Origin of the sequence: Thermoplasma sp. (assembly GCF_023256435.1) — an archaeon.
In the GTDB taxonomy this organism is placed as follows: Archaea; Thermoplasmatota; Thermoplasmata; order Thermoplasmatales; family Thermoplasmataceae; genus Thermoplasma.
The window spans coordinates 65,615-81,602 of sequence record NZ_JAGDXM010000032.1 but is presented as its reverse complement, the minus strand read 5'-3'; the positions used below and the strand labels follow the sequence as shown (position 1 = coordinate 81,602).

Below are 15,988 nucleotides of genomic sequence, written 5' to 3'. Positions count from 1 at the left end.
TATCTATGACCGCTGTTATGGAAAACACTGCCTTGTAGGCGGGATGATCTACGCACGGAAACATGCGCCTGGCATCGGTAGCCTCGAAGTGTGTCGTTATCATCCCGTTCTCCTTTCCAGCATAATATATGCCAGACAACGAATCTGATACCTTTCCGGAGAACGATATTTCTATCTTCTGTGGCTGATCCTCGCCCTGAGCCTTGACGACCTGGCCGTCATAGGAATATGAAGCATCCTTTCCATTTACCTTCATCCAGTTGATCTGCAGGCCTACGGCATCAAGAATGATTTCACCCGGCCCTGCGGTTATGGTTTCAGTTCCATTGAACGTCTTCTTATTGATGTCAAAATCCAGCGTGAGATCGTACTTCTCTACTTCCATGAGAAAGGATCGCTGTCTATGCTTAAAACTTATTCCTTAAAATGCAAAAAATTGTCAATGGGACTTTGTTACGTTCAGCCCATTGACAATCATATAGGGAAATCTTGACGGAGATATTTCGTTCCACCACTTTACATACTCACTTTCTTTAGAAAGCGCAGATATATTTTTCAGTATGGATGGCATAGAATCACTGATCCTTATGCCATCCCAGTACTCTTTTATCTCTCCGTTTCTGATGTAATAAACCCCATCCCTGGGCACAGTCGAAAACACTCCGTTTCTGTAGTCCTGGAAACGAAGATACCAGCTGTTCATTATCATCAGGCCTTCATGCATGTCTGATATCATATCGTCAAGTGTTCGATCACCTGCAGACATCTCTATCTGCCATGCTTCGGGCGAGATGATGCCCGCATTTCCCGTCGTTTCGGTCTTCATGTACCTGGCGGTGGATGTTGAGTGCAGATATGTTTTCAGAGATCCATGATCGATTATGGGAACACGTTGTGTGGCTGTCCCCTCTTCATCGAAGAAACGATAGCCCATTCCCATTGTATCGGTTGGATCATCGTATATGGAAACGATCGGCGATGCGACCTGTTTTCCAATCATGTCCTGAAGATAACTGAGGCCTGATATCACAGTATGTGCGGAGAATGCATAGGATCCTGAGGTCAATATGTTGCCGGCAGCCATTGGAGCCAGTATAACGTCGTAGCGCCCTTCTCTGCCTTCATGCCTCTCCACATTCCGGATCCCCTCTGCCGATCTTCTTCCGATTGCATAGGCATCAAGTTTTCCTCCTATGCCACTGTGTCCACAGGCCTGACCAGATCTATCGTTCTTGAAGGATCGGACAACGGCTTCTACACCAATGGAATCATAGTTTCCCCTGTTGTATCTTGTCGCGATCTCAACTCTGGATCGCATGGCATAAACTATTCCGGCCATTCTTTCAGATCCGGCATCCTCAGCGCCATTTATGGCCTGATCTGCAAGATTATCGGCATCAAAAACCATATCTGAAGAGCCGGAGATCGCATAATTCTGTTTTCTGTCATTTATACCGAAAAACAATGGATTCTCTGGTGCCTGATCCAGCCTCTTTGACAGGTTCTCAATGGATTTTTCGAGATCCGATCCCTCCTTTATGGTGGTCATGATGGTTCTCTTTCCTCTGGCAACAAAGACGTTCAATACTGATTCTTCCCATATATTATGAAGATCTCTACTGCCATTGGAAAACCTGATCTGCTCGTCGTGGTTTGTGAACATGATCACGGAGAACTCGTCGAACCTCTTCTCAAGATAACCTGTTACCCTATCAAGATCGAACATGTTCATCACTTTATCCTCATATTTCTAAGTCTCATGTGCGGGCCGCCCATCCATACCTCAACTCCCTGCTCCGGATCACCCTTCCCACATATGCCGGCACTGAAATGCAGATCCTTGCCAACTGCATCAACTGCAGAATAGAATTTTATTGTATTGGTCTCAATCACAGGACGCCTGACTCTGCCGCGTATATCTCCATTCTCTATGTAATATGCTTCCTTACCCACGTAACGTTCGTTGAACCTTATGTCGTCGATGTTCCATTCGGTGAACGACTTAATGTATATACCTCTGTGCACATCTTCGAACAGTTCTTCAAAGGAGTAATCTCCTGGTTCGATGTACGTTGTGCTCATTCGTGCCAGAGGTTCCATATCCCATGCGGAGGATCGACCGGATCCGTTGCTCTCTGTTCCTATCCAGGATGCACTCTCCCTGTTCAGCAGGAATTCGGATGTGAATCCATTTCTGTAAAGATATCTCTTCCTTGCGTGTACACCCTCATCATCATACTGATAATATCCATAAGAACCTTTTATCGTTGGATCGTCTATCACGCTAACCTTGTCTGATCCTATTCTGTATGGAAACTTCTTTCCGGTTAGAAACGATTCTCCGGCGAGCGCAGCCTCCCTTCCAGCTATACGATCGTATTCTGTCGGATGCCCAGCGCTCTCATGCGCCACTATTCCAGATATCTCCGGGCCAATTATAACATCGAAATTTCCGGGTTCAACGGAAGGTGCCAGTATGATCTCTCTGAGGTTGGATACATCGTTTCTCATGGACTCAGAAATGTATGGAAAATCGAAGGTTTCATAACCGCCGGTCCATCCGAATTCCTCCGAAGACTGCTCGTATCTGTCGTTCTCGGAAACGCCGATCAGATAGTTGAAGAAGATTCTTGAGTATGTTCCCTCAATGTGCGATCCATCAGTATTTTCGTATATTTGATGCACGTATCTGTCTGAAAGTGCGCTGATCCTGATGCTGGATCCATCAGCGGCCACTGAATCCGCTTCCTTCAGGATCTTGATCATATCCTCCAGGCTGTGATCCCGTACCCGATCATTACCGATTTCGGACCAGCTGGCTTTTTCTACCTTCCCATGGTATATCTTATTTTTGCCGGGCTTCCTGGATCTGGATACGGCGTTATCGATGATGTTTTTTATTCTCTCCCAGTCCTCAGAATCCGTATATGCCATCGCTATGGAATCATTCAGAATTCGAATGGCATATCCGCTGTCATTGGCATAGGCAGATTCGTCAAATTCTCCGTTCCTGATCACTGCACCCCTGCCTTCAGTCTCCATGTACCTGACGTCTGCATATTTAGATCTCTGTCCGGCGTACTCCATTATACGATCGATAAATTCTCCACCCATATCATACCTCCTTAAAAACATCATACACTTCAACGCGAATATTTGAAATATAAAGAATAGAATCAACTGGAGAATACAGCATTATCACTGTTTCTCCTTTATCTTCTTTAGTCTCTCTTCATATCTGTCGAATATCTCGCCGAGAACCTCCGCAAAATTCCAGCCAGATCCATTCTGAACGAGGAACAGTGGTGGTGCTGATATCCTGGTTCTTATACTGTATTTGGTCGATCCCTGTGTCTTATATTTCATAACGTGGATCAGAAGCTTTCCCTGGGACACGTCGGTCATTCTGGAGAATTTCTCAAGGAAGCGCTGTGAGAGTTCAAAGGCGATATCGTACAGATCCTCATCGTATATGTCCAGGCCACTTATCTCAATGAGTATACCCTCCTTGCTCTCAGTCTTTATCATGTTTATGAGATCGCTGAAATCCACTATGCCTACAATTTTTCCGGAGTCTGTCACCGGCATTATGTGCAGGCTGTACTGCATCATGAGCTTGACGGTCTCTTCAATGCCGGCGTACCTGTCAACGCTCACAGGCGGATCCATCAGCGATTTGCAGGCAATGTTTATTGGCTCCTTCTCACCATATCCTCCATACTTGATTTTCTCCTTCTGCCTGTACAGTATGTTCAGGATGCTGTTCAGTCGGATTATACCTGACAGTTTGTCGTCCCTGCTGGCTACAGGTATTTCGACCTCGTTGAGCATTCTCATGCTGTCGAATGCCTCCTCTATTCCATCATCCTCGTAGACATAGACTGGATCAGAGCTCATGATCTGGAATATTCGCACGTCCTTGACATCCACGATCTGCGGGAGATTCTTTATTATGTCCGTCCTTGAAATTATTCCCACGAGCTTGCCCTTCTGGAACACAGGAATCGCGGATAATCCAGTGTCCTTTATCAGGCGCACGGCTTCAAGGACGTCATCATCTGCGTCAAGCGTCGGTGTGCTTATTGTATAGTTCGATATCTTTGATTTAACCTGTATGCTTCTCTTCTTCAGCAGATCCGAATAGGTGATCATGCCGGCATAGCGATCCCCATCCATTACGGGGAGCTGGTGTATGCCGGTTTCGTTCATTTTGGACATCACCTTGGAGAACGTGTCTTCAATGCTCACAGTTATGGGATCCGTGGTCATCAGTTCGCTAACTTTCATAGTACCTCATTTTCATATTGCGTACGAATTTATTAACCCTATCTTTCACATCGATCCCCTTGAAGGCATCTATCATCATGGCTGCCAGTTCATCAACATCATCAATACCCATCCTTGTTATCTCGGCAGTCCCTATTCTTCCTATTCTGTCGACGATAATACCGTTATCCTCCATCATTCTGCTGAATCTTACAAAATCGTAGCCATGGGATGAAAGCCAGCTTGGTTCTATGAGTATCTGATGGGAATCGGTGTACCATGGTTCGTACCTGATATGTATGTGTTCGTTCAAGGCTTCGGCAAGATTTCTGGCATTTCTGATCACGCGCGGTGCATACTCCTTGCCATACTTCATCATCTCCTCCACGGCAACGCCCACTCCTGCCATCCTGGCGATATTGTAGTTGTCCATAGTCTTCCAGGTTATGTTCTCCTCGACGCGTCTGTACAGGCTATCATCATCGGTGAGAATGAGACCTCCCTGAGGCCCGAAGAATGTCTTATGCGTGGAACCAAAAATTATATCGGCCTTCTTTATGTCCTTCTGAAATTCACCTCCAGCTATCAGACCCATGACATGAGAAGCATCGTATCCTATGATGCACGAATTCTGATCGCATACCTCCCTGATTCTGGCCATATCGTATGACTTAACGAAGATGGACTGACCGAGCAGTATCATCTTCGGCCTTATATATTCAGCCTGCTTCGCGAGGCCATCGTAATCAACAAAACCATCCGCTGTTACAGGTATATCATAGGACTTGAAGTTCATCATCTTCGGTAGATAGTTTCCTGAATATCCTGTGTATCCACCGACGGATTCAGGTATTTTCATTATGCTCTCCCCCCTCCGCACCAGAGCTGCAAGAACGGTCATTGCCGCTATATGCCCACTGAGGGGCCTTACCTCGGCGTGTTTGAGGCCAAACAGTTCAGAGGTTTTTCTTGAAACTGTCTCTTCGAGCTCTTCTGCGAACCTGGTTCCACCATAATCATTGACGCCATTCTCAATATGAGAATATCTGGATGCGAAATCAGAACCGATGGCTCTGATCACATTGGGACTAACGGCATTCTCAGAAGCTTGCAGATTTATGACCGAGGATCTGTATCTATCTGCATCCTTGACTATTTCTATAACATTCCTCATAAAGGGACATTACGAATGTCGCGATAAAAAATTATCGATCATTCAATTTTGAAGCATTATCAGAAAGGAGCAATTCAAATATATTTAAAAATATTTATATATTTTTAAAGACTGATTATACGATAGCTATGGTGGGAGGTTTTACTGGGAAGATTTTGAGGGTCGATCTTGGCAGTGGCACGCTGAAGATCGAGGATACAAACATGGAGTGGGCCAGGGATTATATAGGTGGGCAGGGACTGGCCACAAGATATTATGTGGACGAGGTCGATCCAAAGATAGATCCATATGATCCTGATAACGAGCTGATAATAGCGCCAGGGCCTCTTACTGGAACGAGTGCACCCACGGCTGCACGTTATATGGCTGTGACGAAGAGCCCTTTAACTGGAACGATAACTAGGAGCAACTCCGGCGGCTACTTTGGGGCAAAATTGAAGCATGCAGGCTTCGATATGATAATATTCAAGGGAAAATCCAGCAAGCCAGTGTATCTATTTGTGGACAAGGGCAAAGCAGAACTCAGAGATGCATCGGATCTCTGGGGTAAGGATGTCTTTGAAACCACAGACATACTCGTCAGTAGGATAGGTGGAAACGTCAGCGTGGCTTGTATAGGCCCTGCCGGTGAAAATCTGGTTAAATTTGCATCGATAATGAACGACAAGCACAGAGCGGCAGGCAGAAATGGTGTTGGGGCGGTCATGGGATCAAAGAAGCTCAAGGCGATCGTGGCTGGCGGCGGGAAGATGCCGACGATTGGCAATCCTGAAATGTACAAGGCAATACTGCCAAAGATGCTAAAGAAGATAAAGGAGAACCCAGTCACCTCTCAGGGTCTGACACAGTTCGGTACCGAGGTTCTCACCAACATAATAAACAGATCCGGCATATATTCGACCAGAAATGCAACGGATTCTGGCGACGATCCGCTTGCGGATGATGTGAGCGGTGAGACGCTGGCTGAGACCTATCTTATCCACAATCAGCCATGCTTTGCATGTCCAATAGGCTGTGGTCGTGTAGTCAAGTACAATGAGAGGGAGAGCGAGGGGCCAGAATATGAAAGTACATGGGCACTTGGACCGAATACAGGCGTTCATGATCTTTACACCATAATAGCGGCCAATGATAATGCGGATCGACTCGGATATGATACCATAAGCGCCGGACTTACCATATCAGCTGCAATGGAGTTGTACGAGAAGGGCAAGATACCTGACAAGGATGTGGGGCCGACAAAGCCAAAGTTCGGAAATACCTCGGCCGTGCTCGAGATGACAGCGAAGATAGGATACAGAAAGGACTTTGGGGACAAGCTGGCTGAAGGTTCCTATCGCCTTGCCAAGATGTACGGTGATGAAAGCGTATCCATGAGCGTCAAGGGGCAGGAGATCGCGGCATACGATCCGAGAGGCGTATGGGGCATGGCTTTGGAGTATGCCACTAGCAACATAGGCGGATCACATATGAGGGCATACACCATATCAAACGAGATACTTGGGGTTGAGCCAACGCAGGATCCACTGCAGCTCGAGGGCAAGGCCGATCTGGTGAAATACATCCAGGATTTCACCGAGGTAATGGACTGTTCTGGTCTCTGTCAGTTCCCGTCGTTTGCGCTGAATCTTGATGATTACATAGAGCTTGTAAATGCAGTGACCGGCTTCAATTACACGAAGGACGAGATAATGAAGGCAGCCGAACGTGTGTGGAACCTTGAACGTCTCTTTAACCTCAAGGCCGGAATAAAGCCAGAGGATGACAAGTTGCCAGATCGCTTCCTGAATGTTCCGATTCCAAAGGGCCCAAAGAAAGGCAACGTTGTTCCGCTCTCAAAGCTTCTGCAGGACTATTACAGGGCACGTGGCTGGGATACTAGAGGATACCCGACAGAGGAAAAGATAAAGGAACTGGGTTTGGAATTTTACAAGATATAAGAATTTTATAATAAAAATGAATATTTTGTTTTTCATGATGGGTTTGCCTGAACCTCCTTGTATCCATACACCTCCGGAAGTATCAGTATTGCGGACATTAACCCAATGAGTGGAAATATGGCTGTGAAGAGGGTTGCCGATCCCTTTCCGATCGCATCGAAGAAGGCTGGAAATAGGAATATAGAAAGAAATGCTGGCAACTTAACAAACACATACGCAAAGCCGCTAGATGTTGCCTTATATTTGGGCGGGGCTACCATTGATGGAATGGTCATCACGTTTTCTGCATCCCAGTAGTGACCCCATAGCATCAAGGCAGCCACGAATGGCAGTATGATCAGAAGATGCGTGAATATGGCAAGGGCGGCGATTATTAGAGCGATTAGAACTATGCCGAAGCCATATATGCTGAGCCTTCTCTGTCCTATCTTCGGAAGTATTGCAGGACCCACAAGTCCAGAGACCATGGCGACGAAATATATACCAAGGGTGATCAGATCAGTTCCGATTATGCTTGATACGCCCAGCAGTACGAAGAGAACGGGGATGTAGAAAGCAAACGTTGAAAACTCACTGCTCTGTGCAAAGCATGCGATCCAGCCATAAACCGAACTTCTCCACTTTATCCTGTCTTTCCTGATCTCGGCTAAAAATCTTGAAAGTTTAACCTTTTCTACAATCACGTCTTGATCAGGGAGCATGCTCAGCGAATCTCCATACATCTCCTTTGTAACCTTCTTCGCCTCGACGTATCTTCCTTTTTCGATCAACCATATGGCAGTTTCAGGAAGATTATATCTCAACACGAAGATCACAAGGGCTGGTATGGCGGACGCTCCTAGAACAATCCTCCACAGGATGTGTGGAGATACACCCGCATAAAGTAGTACCGCAACAGCCGCTATGGCCGATATCTCTCCTACTGCGAACATGAACTGCCATCTGTTCCCCATAACCTCTCTCTTTCCCTTCTGCATGTACTCCATTATGTACGTGTATCCACTTGCAACGTCCATACCCAGCGGAATTCCGAGTATCAGCCTCAGAGCGGCGAGAACGATCATATTAGGAGAGAAAGCCTGAGCAAGGCCCACCACCATGAATATCACCATGGTGGACAGGAAGATCTTCCTTCTTCCGATCCTGTCAGCAAGCCAGCCGCCAAGCAGTGCTCCAATAACGGCTCCTCCCTGGGTGCCGGCGGCGGTAAGTCCAAGCAGCAGCGCCGACGGATGGAATATCTTCGAAAGGAAGATCAGTATGAACGATATTGAGTACAGATCCCATGACTCTACGAAGATTGAGGCTATCATCAGCCATCCTATCCTGGTTCCAGAGGAAGAAAATTTATCGATAAGATAGCTTATGGCCTGATTTCTTATGGATTCATCCAGTTGACCAGATCTATCCATATTTAACAATTACATGATGTGTATAATAATTTTTTCATATTTTATAAAAAAAGTATCCTAAAAACATGTTTCTATGAAAAAATGCATCAAAAAATCTATCTAAGATCTCTGCAGGAAAATCGGTTATGAAAAGTTTTATATACAAAATATAAGACCTGAGTAACTCCTTGAGGGTTCCCTCAGGTTTATTTCGTTATGAGTTCTATGTACTCATTTTCATTGAAAGAGATCGTCCCTCACAGTATTTATGTGAAGGGGCTTCCCCGAGTAATCCACGTATATGTTCTTCAATTTCAGATATTCCGATATTCCGTACTTGCTCCCCTCGCCGGCCTGTCCCGTCATACGGAAGCCCGTATGGTATCCCTGTGATGCCTCAGGTCCGGGCATGTTAACGTACAGCTCTCCGAACCTGATCCTCTCGGCGGCTTCAAAGATCAAATTGGGATCCTTGGTGAACAGATAGGATGCTAATCCGTACTTCGAGTCGTTGGCTAATTTATACATCTCCTCAACATCTGATACCTTCCTTGCGCCTATGACAGGTGCGAATATCTCTTCCTGGAATATCTTTGAATTCTGGTCAGCATTGTCTATTATTGTCGGGAGGAAGAAATAGCCATTCTTGTAGGGTCCGCTGAGGCTGGGCTGGGTACCTCCGAACAGAACCTTGGCTCCACTCTTTTTTGCCTCCTCCACTATTTCTGAGGTGGCCTGGAGCGCTCCCTTGTTTATCAGTGGTCCCATATCTGCGTTCTTTGGATCGCCCAGTGCGATCTTCTTGCTGAGTTCAACGAATCTGCTCATGAACTTATCGTAGATATCCTCATGCACGTAGAGTCTTTCAGCCGCAATGCAAGACTGTCCTGCATTCCAGTACTTGGCCCAGAGGAGGGTCTTCAGCGCGTTGTCCATATCCGCATCCTTCCAGACCATGAACGGCGCCTTTCCGCCCAGCTCAAGAATAAGCTTTGCCATGTTTGCGGAAGCCTTCTGCATTATTCTCTGGCCTGTTGATGTCGATCCGGTCATGGTGATCAAATTTACCTTCTTGTGCTCCACTATGTAATCACCGATATCTGATCCTCTGCCCGTTATGAAGTTAAGAACACCTTTTGGAACTCCAGCCTCTACGAATTTTCTCACTATCCACTCTGCACTACCAGGTGTGTCGCTGCTAGGCTTCAATATAATCGTGTTTCCAGTCAGAAGCGCCGGCGCGAGCTTTCTGGCAACCATGCCTGCAGGAAAATTCCATGGTGTGAGAGCTACCACTATACCATATGGTACCTTGTATTGCAGTATCTTTCTGTGGGATGATGTTCCCTCAACAACCTCTCCGTTGAGTTTCCTTGCCCATTCAGCATAGTACTGAATCTGATCCAGAACGCCGTCAACCTCCTCCTTGGCCTCCTTCACAGGCTTTCCGTTTTCCTCCATTATTATGTTTTCCAGTTCGCCTCTCTTCTGCTCTATGAGTTCCTTTGCTCTGTATAATATTTTTGACCTTTCGACCGAACCAAGGTCGTTCCAAGACCAGAATGCATCTTCTGCGGCGTCAATAGCCCTGTCCACGTCATCCTTTGTTGCCGCTTCAAATTTACCTATAACCTGCCCTGTAACCGGGCTGTACTTATCCACAGTCTTGCCTGACGATGAGTTAACCCACTCACCATCTATGTAAAGTTTCGTGTCCATGATTCTGGATAGGGCTTCATCTTAATTTAAGCTTTTTATCATTTTATATAAATAATGTTTACCGCAAATATATCTGAACATTCCTGCGATCGATGAGACCATGGATCATATCAGGCCGTTTCGCTCAAGATATTCAAGGGTCCCATCCCTTCTGAGTATTGACGTCCCGATAAGATATCCATTGTATGTCCTGGGAATTCTCGCAACATTTGTTATGTTTATCCCGCTTTCGAGTATCTGTACATCATAGTCAATGCGAGTGCTGATGTCTTCTATATTCAAGCTATTCAAATCGCGTCTGTTCAGGCCCAGTATAACGTTTTCTCCTGGTATGAACCTCTTAAGAGCATCTGATCGATGGTATTCCTCTATCACATCCATACCTAGATCCAGTGCACGTTTTACTATGCGTTCTACCGTTGAGAGATCAAGGAAGTCCAATATTGCCAGTACAGCGTCTCCACCTGCGTTGTATGCCTGAACAACAAAATCCTCATCAGGCGTGAAGTCCTTTACCAGTACAGGAATGTTCAGCCTGTGGGCAAGGATCACGTCATCGAAGGATCCTGAAAAGTACAATGGTTCGCTCAATATGCTTAACCCCGAGATCCTGTGAGATCTCACATAAGATAGATAGGAATGGATATCCTCATCCGTGTTGAAACCAGAAGGCGATCGCCTTTTGTATTCGGCTATGAGCCCTAGCTTTCCATGAAGATTGCGTTCCTCGATGATCTTCTTGAGGCTGATAGTATTCCTTACGCGGCTGAAATCGCAGCGCCTGAACCTGTTTCGCATAAGTATTTCTTCGATGTTCATAATCTCACGAAGTTGTGTATTATTTTGAATCCATATTCCGTGAAATAACTCTCGGGATGGAACTGTACTCCGAAGATCCTCATGTCAGGTGAATGGAAACCCATCACTGTTCCGTCGCTCTGCGAAACGGCATCCACAACTATGCCATCGCTTGGTACAACTGCCAGAGAATGATATCTTATGGCATGGAATACCGGCGGAACATCATCGTACAGCGGACTTTCCTCATGTTTAACAACATCCACCTCCCCATGATATGGCCTTTCAAGCGTTATGATTCCAGATCCGAGCATGTGTGCCAGTATCTGATGGCCGAAGCACACACCGAGCACCGGCCCAGTGAAGTTTTCGATCATATGTATTATATTTCCGGCATCCCTCTTTGAAAGCGGTGTTCCAGGCCCAGGAGACACAATTATCTTATCGTACTTTGAAGTATCTGCCCAGCCATCATTGTCAACCACATCGACCTTCACTCCCATCGAATGGATGTAATAGAAGAGATTGTAGACGAAAGAATCATGATTGTTTATTATCAGTATGCTCAAATGACCGCCCTCGCCTTTGAATATATCTCACGAACCTCAGCATCAGGATCCGAATCCTTCACTATGCCAGCGCCTGCCCTGAGCCTGAAGCCAGACCCATCTGAATATGCACTCCTTATGGTCAGAGCAAGATCCATGGCTGATTCCATCGTGATACCAATGGCACCTCCATAGGGTCCGCGTGCGCTATCCTCATAGCGATCTATTATCTCGATTGCGCGCTCTTTCGGAGACCCGGATACGGTTCCCGCAGGGAACATTGCCTTGAGTATATCGAGATGCGAAGTGTTGGAAAATCTGGCTCTGACCTGGCTCACAAGATGTTTCACCGAGGTGAATTCCTCTATCTGCATAACTTTGGAAACGTTGAGAGATCCGATGTCCGCGAACTTGCTCACGTCATTTCTGGCCAGATCAAGCAGCATACGGTGTTCGTTGGCATCCTTATAACTTTCCGTTAATATGGATGAATCCCATGTGGCTGGGATCGTCCCAGCTATGGGATCGGTGAAAACCTCGTTGCCGACCACGGTGACAAGGTTCTCAGGTGAACTCCCAAGGATCTGATATCTCCCAATTCTGTAATAGAACACGTATCTGGATCTATCGTTACTGATGAACTCACGCACCTTCTCCCATGGATCGAGGCAGATATCGAATTCCCTTGATATCACGGCCTGAAGGATCTCTCCTGATCTGATGAGCTTCCTGACCTCTGATATCTTTCTGGAAAGATCCGGATCCGAAAAATCTTCAACGTTCTTTTTTCTGATCGTCCCGCGCCTCGTGATCTTTCCCTTCAAGATCGTCTCTGGATCGAATGAGATGAGTTCCGGCCAACCTGATCTTCTCACCTGCGTTCTGAATATGCTATTGACGAAGTCGTATGTGACCACGACGGGACGCAGATACCCATCGAAGATCCTCCGCGGATCCGTTATCATTTGGTCACCAATGAAGGCGTATTCGTAGCCTGAAACTCGATCTGGGAACGAAGCGAAGTAGGCTATGGCCTCATGATCCTTATACTCCTCCAGTTCATCGATGATCTTCATAATATTCACCCAGAGCTTCAAAGAAGTTCATGATCTTATGTTTGTCCTTCCTTCCAGGGGCGTATTCAAGAGAACTGCTCACATCGATCAGAAGTGGGCTTCTCCTCAGGATCATGTGAACATCATTTTGGTCTATGCCTCCGGCAAACCCAAGCTTCTTTCCATCGAAATCATCACTGCCGATCACCTCAGAGATCTTGGGTTTACGCTCCACCATTATTATATCTGCCTTCCTATAATCGCCATATTTCTTCGAAAGATCCTCAAATCCATAATGTATGACGGATATCACCCTGCCGCCTTGTTCATGAACATAATCTATAAGCGAATCATCATGCGGAAAATGGATCTGGACGTAATCCTCGACCATCTCTGATGTGTATACGGATGATATGTCGGTATAAACGGCGGCAACGGTCATGCCTGCACGTGAGGCCTGTTTGAGCACTTCATAATCGGCATGCCTTGGACTCCTCTTATCGAAGACGAATCCAACTATATCAGCACCGGCCTCGGACGCCATCATTGCATCTTTGACGTTTGTAATACCGCATATCTTAACTCTCATGAAGAATTTCCTCCAGAAATCTCTGCGGCCTACCACTCATCACATGATCCAAAGCGAGATGGTAAGCCTCAGTGATACTATCGGCGAAACCGTTCAGCACCAGAAGCGGCGCTGTGTTAAGAGCTATGAACTTTGATCCATCCTCGTTTTCACCCACTATGGATGCCAGTGTGAGATCATGGATCCTCCTTGGATCAGGGGATGCTATATTGCTCGCTTCGATCTTGCCCACAATGCCAGGAGAATCCAGAAACTCCTCCTCTATCGTCTCGTTTACCTTGAGTATCCTTGCCTTCGAAAGCGGGCTTATCTCATCCATTCCGTCCGCGGAGTGCACTATGATGGAAGTGAAACCAGATCGCAGCGCTGTCTTTGCATAGAGATCCATCGTCGTTCCATCAGCAGTTCCTATCACCCTTTTGCTCGGTGACAGAGGATTCAGCAGCGGTCCAAGGAAATTCATTACAGTGGGAAATCCCAGTGCCTTGCGAACAGCAGAGAAAAGGGCGAATTCCCTGAGGAAGTAAGGCGCGTAAATAAACACGAAGCCCCTTGTATCGAGCAGATGCTGTGCATCTCCTATTGTCTCGGGAAAGCGGTATCCAAGTTCCATCATGAAGTCTGCTGATCCATGGCTACCGGAGGCCGATCTGTTACCGAATTTTGCCACCCTGATTCCATAGGAGGCCGCCACGATTGCAGAAGCCGTGCTGACGTTTATTGTGTGTGCCATGTCGCCGCCGGTTCCAACGATGTCCGATGCCTCGCTTTTTATGCTGTATTTTTGCATTGCATCATAGAATCCCAAGATCTCATCATCAGTGGTGCCGCGTATGCGAAGGACGGACAAGACAGCAGCCCTGTACGCATCACTGCATTCATCGGACGCCATATACCTCATGAGATCAAAGGCTTCTTTCCTGCTCATGGCCTTTCCAGTCAGAAAATTGTAATACATCTGCATCATGCCTCCAGAATCATGTCAATGAGGGATCTGTAGGAAACAGTATCCCCGGAATCGATCATCTCAACCACGGCTGTCCCAACAGCTATGCCGAATGCATCATATTTTGCCAGCATCCTCATCGTCTCCATATCTCTGATGCCAAATCCATAAACTATGTGCCTTCCGCCCGCGAAAGGTTTGATATGCCCATATATGGTATCGATGCTGTAGGGAAGCTGTACTCCTGTGGCCGGCATCATTCCCTGATAGATCCAATCTCCACCAGCTGATATCTGATCCTGCATAATCTTTGTGGGAGTTATTGGGGTGACGAACGGAACGTATTCCAGAGAATACTGCCTCAGCAGTTCCACAGTTTCGTAGAATGCATCCTTATGATCGATCATCAGATCCGGTATGATCGATCCGTCGAATCCGTTCCTGTTCAGATAGTCCAGGATCCGTGTTCCTTTCGATTTCAGGACTTCATAATACATAAGGGAGTATTTTCTGGATCCAACCTCATCAGCCATTCTGAACACTTCGGTGTTTTCATTTTCGTTATACATGTTTACGGAAGGATCGTGCGTTCTCCTCAGCTTCATGCCATCGTAAACAGGGTTCTCTGTGGGAAAACCGAACTCAAAGGCGTAAACATCTTCAGATCTCAGAATGAACTGCTTGATCATATGATATCTGTATCCAAGGGTAAAGTAGACAAAGGGTTTCATCGCGCATCACGTTCCGCTATGATCCCAGAAATTGCATCATGCCTTATGGATACCCTACCATCCTTTATTGCGCTAACAACAGCCGGATCCGCTATGTAACTACCGTCGATCATGAATCCGTCCACATACATCGTGCCTGCCGCCATGGGTATCTTTGCTGGATGTGGGATGCCCTCTGCAGCTATTGTGCAACCTTCAGATTCGATGGTGGTTGAGAGAACCGGTATGATGGAATCAGGAACGTCCGGATCGAATATGATGTTTCTTATTGATCCTTCCGGTTTCTCGATTATCGAACCTATGGATCTGAAATAGAGCGCATTCGCATTTGGCATGATCGGATCGACTATGTTTGATCCGGTCTCTATGGCTCTTTTCAATATTTGATCGGTATTCGAGCGGTCATCGATTATCTCTATATCCCTGCCCAGCATTTCCGAGGCTAGGATCACCGATCTCATCCAGTCTTCATTGTGCTGCAACGTTATTATATTATGTGAAGAATAATAGACCTGAAAGAGTGCGATGAAGAACACCAAGGGTACGTCCGAAAAGAGTCGGATCACGTTGCCATCGCCCCTGAAGCGAAGACGGTATCTGCTGACGATGGTCGAAAGATCTTGCGGTACTTCCAGCCTGTCCAGATATATCAGTTCATGCCTGATTATGCTGGGAGAAAATACCCTCTGTATATCGAATGTGGATATATGATCTGATGAATAGTGAACCATCACGAAATTCTTCGATGTGGATCTACCCGGAGAACTTCCATCGATATTGATATTCTTAATCATCAATAATGTGATATATGCACAATATATAAGCATTTAT

14 protein-coding genes and 1 pseudogene are annotated in these 15,988 nt (G+C 46.3%); 1 reads left to right on the top strand and 14 read right to left on the bottom strand.

Annotated features, from left to right (window positions below; all coding sequences use genetic code 11):
- The 5 genes and pseudogenes from Q0C15_RS04425 to Q0C15_RS04405 all read right to left on the bottom strand — a co-directional run.
- Positions 1-385 (bottom strand): annotated as a pseudogene (locus Q0C15_RS04425) (peptidase); the annotation flags it as partial.
- A gap of 54 nt (positions 386-439) precedes the next feature.
- Positions 440-1,726, bottom strand: coding sequence for a TldD/PmbA family protein (locus tag Q0C15_RS04420; protein WP_297216728.1), 1,287 nt, complete (start codon positions 1,724-1,726; stop codon positions 440-442).
- Positions 1,727-1,731: 5 nt separating this feature from the next.
- On the bottom strand, positions 1,732-3,114 hold the full coding sequence (locus tag Q0C15_RS04415; RefSeq protein ID WP_297216725.1) for a TldD/PmbA family protein: 1,383 nt from the start codon (positions 3,112-3,114) through the stop codon (positions 1,732-1,734).
- Between the two features lie 84 nt (positions 3,115-3,198).
- On the bottom strand, positions 3,199-4,287 hold the full coding sequence (locus Q0C15_RS04410; protein WP_297216722.1) for a CBS domain-containing protein: 1,089 nt from the start codon (positions 4,285-4,287) through the stop codon (positions 3,199-3,201).
- A complete protein-coding gene (locus tag Q0C15_RS04405; protein ID WP_297216719.1) occupies positions 4,277-5,440 on the bottom strand; it encodes a serine hydroxymethyltransferase in 1,164 nt (387 codons plus the stop codon). The genes Q0C15_RS04410 and Q0C15_RS04405 overlap by 11 nt, the downstream gene beginning before the upstream one ends.
- 128 nt (positions 5,441-5,568) lie before the next feature.
- Between Q0C15_RS04405 and Q0C15_RS04400 the strand changes: the two genes are divergently transcribed.
- The gene (locus Q0C15_RS04400; RefSeq protein WP_297216718.1) at positions 5,569-7,380 is read left to right on the top strand and encodes an aldehyde ferredoxin oxidoreductase family protein; all 1,812 of its coding nucleotides are present in this window, start codon (positions 5,569-5,571) and stop codon (positions 7,378-7,380) included.
- A 32-nt stretch (positions 7,381-7,412) separates the two neighbouring features.
- Here Q0C15_RS04400 and Q0C15_RS04395 read toward each other — a convergent pair whose 3' ends face one another.
- From Q0C15_RS04395 to Q0C15_RS04355, 9 genes are all read right to left on the bottom strand, one after another.
- A complete protein-coding gene (locus tag Q0C15_RS04395; RefSeq protein ID WP_297216715.1) occupies positions 7,413-8,792 on the bottom strand; it encodes an MFS transporter in 1,380 nt (459 codons plus the stop codon).
- Between the two features lie 216 nt (positions 8,793-9,008).
- Positions 9,009-10,490 (bottom strand): D-glyceraldehyde dehydrogenase, encoded by a 1,482-nt coding sequence (locus Q0C15_RS04390; RefSeq protein ID WP_297216712.1) that lies wholly within the window; start codon positions 10,488-10,490, stop codon positions 9,009-9,011.
- A 105-nt stretch (positions 10,491-10,595) separates the two neighbouring features.
- Entirely contained in the window at positions 10,596-11,309 is a 714-nt protein-coding gene (gene trpC, locus Q0C15_RS04385; protein ID WP_297216709.1) for an indole-3-glycerol phosphate synthase TrpC, read from the bottom strand.
- The gene (locus tag Q0C15_RS04380) at positions 11,306-11,857 is read right to left on the bottom strand and encodes an aminodeoxychorismate/anthranilate synthase component II (RefSeq protein WP_297216706.1); all 552 of its coding nucleotides are present in this window, start codon (positions 11,855-11,857) and stop codon (positions 11,306-11,308) included. The genes trpC and Q0C15_RS04380 overlap by 4 nt, the downstream gene beginning before the upstream one ends.
- A complete protein-coding gene (locus Q0C15_RS04375) occupies positions 11,854-12,912 on the bottom strand; it encodes an anthranilate synthase component I (RefSeq protein ID WP_297216703.1) in 1,059 nt (352 codons plus the stop codon). Before Q0C15_RS04375 ends, Q0C15_RS04380 begins: the two co-directional genes overlap by 4 nt.
- Positions 12,896-13,480 carry a phosphoribosylanthranilate isomerase gene (locus tag Q0C15_RS04370; protein ID WP_297216698.1) on the bottom strand — a complete coding sequence of 195 codons (585 nt, stop codon included), beginning with the start codon at positions 13,478-13,480 and terminating at the stop codon, positions 12,896-12,898. Before Q0C15_RS04370 ends, Q0C15_RS04375 begins: the two co-directional genes overlap by 17 nt.
- The gene (gene trpD / locus Q0C15_RS04365; RefSeq protein WP_297216695.1) at positions 13,470-14,438 is read right to left on the bottom strand and encodes an anthranilate phosphoribosyltransferase; all 969 of its coding nucleotides are present in this window, start codon (positions 14,436-14,438) and stop codon (positions 13,470-13,472) included. The genes Q0C15_RS04370 and trpD overlap by 11 nt, the downstream gene beginning before the upstream one ends.
- 5 nt (positions 14,439-14,443) lie before the next feature.
- On the bottom strand, positions 14,444-15,157 hold the full coding sequence (locus tag Q0C15_RS04360) for a tryptophan synthase subunit alpha (protein WP_297216692.1): 714 nt from the start codon (positions 15,155-15,157) through the stop codon (positions 14,444-14,446).
- On the bottom strand, positions 15,154-15,951 hold the full coding sequence (locus tag Q0C15_RS04355) for a hypothetical protein (protein ID WP_297216689.1): 798 nt from the start codon (positions 15,949-15,951) through the stop codon (positions 15,154-15,156). The genes Q0C15_RS04360 and Q0C15_RS04355 overlap by 4 nt, the downstream gene beginning before the upstream one ends.
- Positions 15,952-15,988 lie beyond the last annotated feature (37 nt).

Coding starts and splice junctions, on each gene's coding strand:
- Q0C15_RS04420 (WP_297216728.1), bottom strand. CDS start 1,726: ATGTTCGATCTTGATAGGGTAACAGGTTATCTTGAGAAGAGGTTCGAC.
- Q0C15_RS04415 (WP_297216725.1), bottom strand. CDS start 3,114: ATGGGTGGAGAATTTATCGATCGTATAATGGAGTACGCCGGACAGAGA.
- Q0C15_RS04410 (WP_297216722.1), bottom strand. CDS start 4,287: ATGAAAGTTAGCGAACTGATGACCACGGATCCCATAACTGTGAGCATT.
- Q0C15_RS04405 (WP_297216719.1), bottom strand. CDS start 5,440: ATGAGGAATGTTATAGAAATAGTCAAGGATGCAGATAGATACAGATCC.
- Q0C15_RS04400 (WP_297216718.1), top strand. CDS start 5,569: ATGGTGGGAGGTTTTACTGGGAAGATTTTGAGGGTCGATCTTGGCAGT.
- Q0C15_RS04395 (WP_297216715.1), bottom strand. CDS start 8,792: ATGGATAGATCTGGTCAACTGGATGAATCCATAAGAAATCAGGCCATA.
- Q0C15_RS04390 (WP_297216712.1), bottom strand. CDS start 10,490: ATGGACACGAAACTTTACATAGATGGTGAGTGGGTTAACTCATCGTCA.
- trpC (WP_297216709.1), bottom strand. CDS start 11,309: ATGAACATCGAAGAAATACTTATGCGAAACAGGTTCAGGCGCTGCGAT.
- Q0C15_RS04375 (WP_297216703.1), bottom strand. CDS start 12,912: ATGAAGATCATCGATGAACTGGAGGAGTATAAGGATCATGAGGCCATA.
- Q0C15_RS04370 (WP_297216698.1), bottom strand. CDS start 13,480: ATGAGAGTTAAGATATGCGGTATTACAAACGTCAAAGATGCAATGATG.
- trpD (WP_297216695.1), bottom strand. CDS start 14,438: ATGTATTACAATTTTCTGACTGGAAAGGCCATGAGCAGGAAAGAAGCC.
- Q0C15_RS04360 (WP_297216692.1), bottom strand. CDS start 15,157: ATGAAACCCTTTGTCTACTTTACCCTTGGATACAGATATCATATGATC.
- Q0C15_RS04355 (WP_297216689.1), bottom strand. CDS start 15,951: ATGATTAAGAATATCAATATCGATGGAAGTTCTCCGGGTAGATCCACA.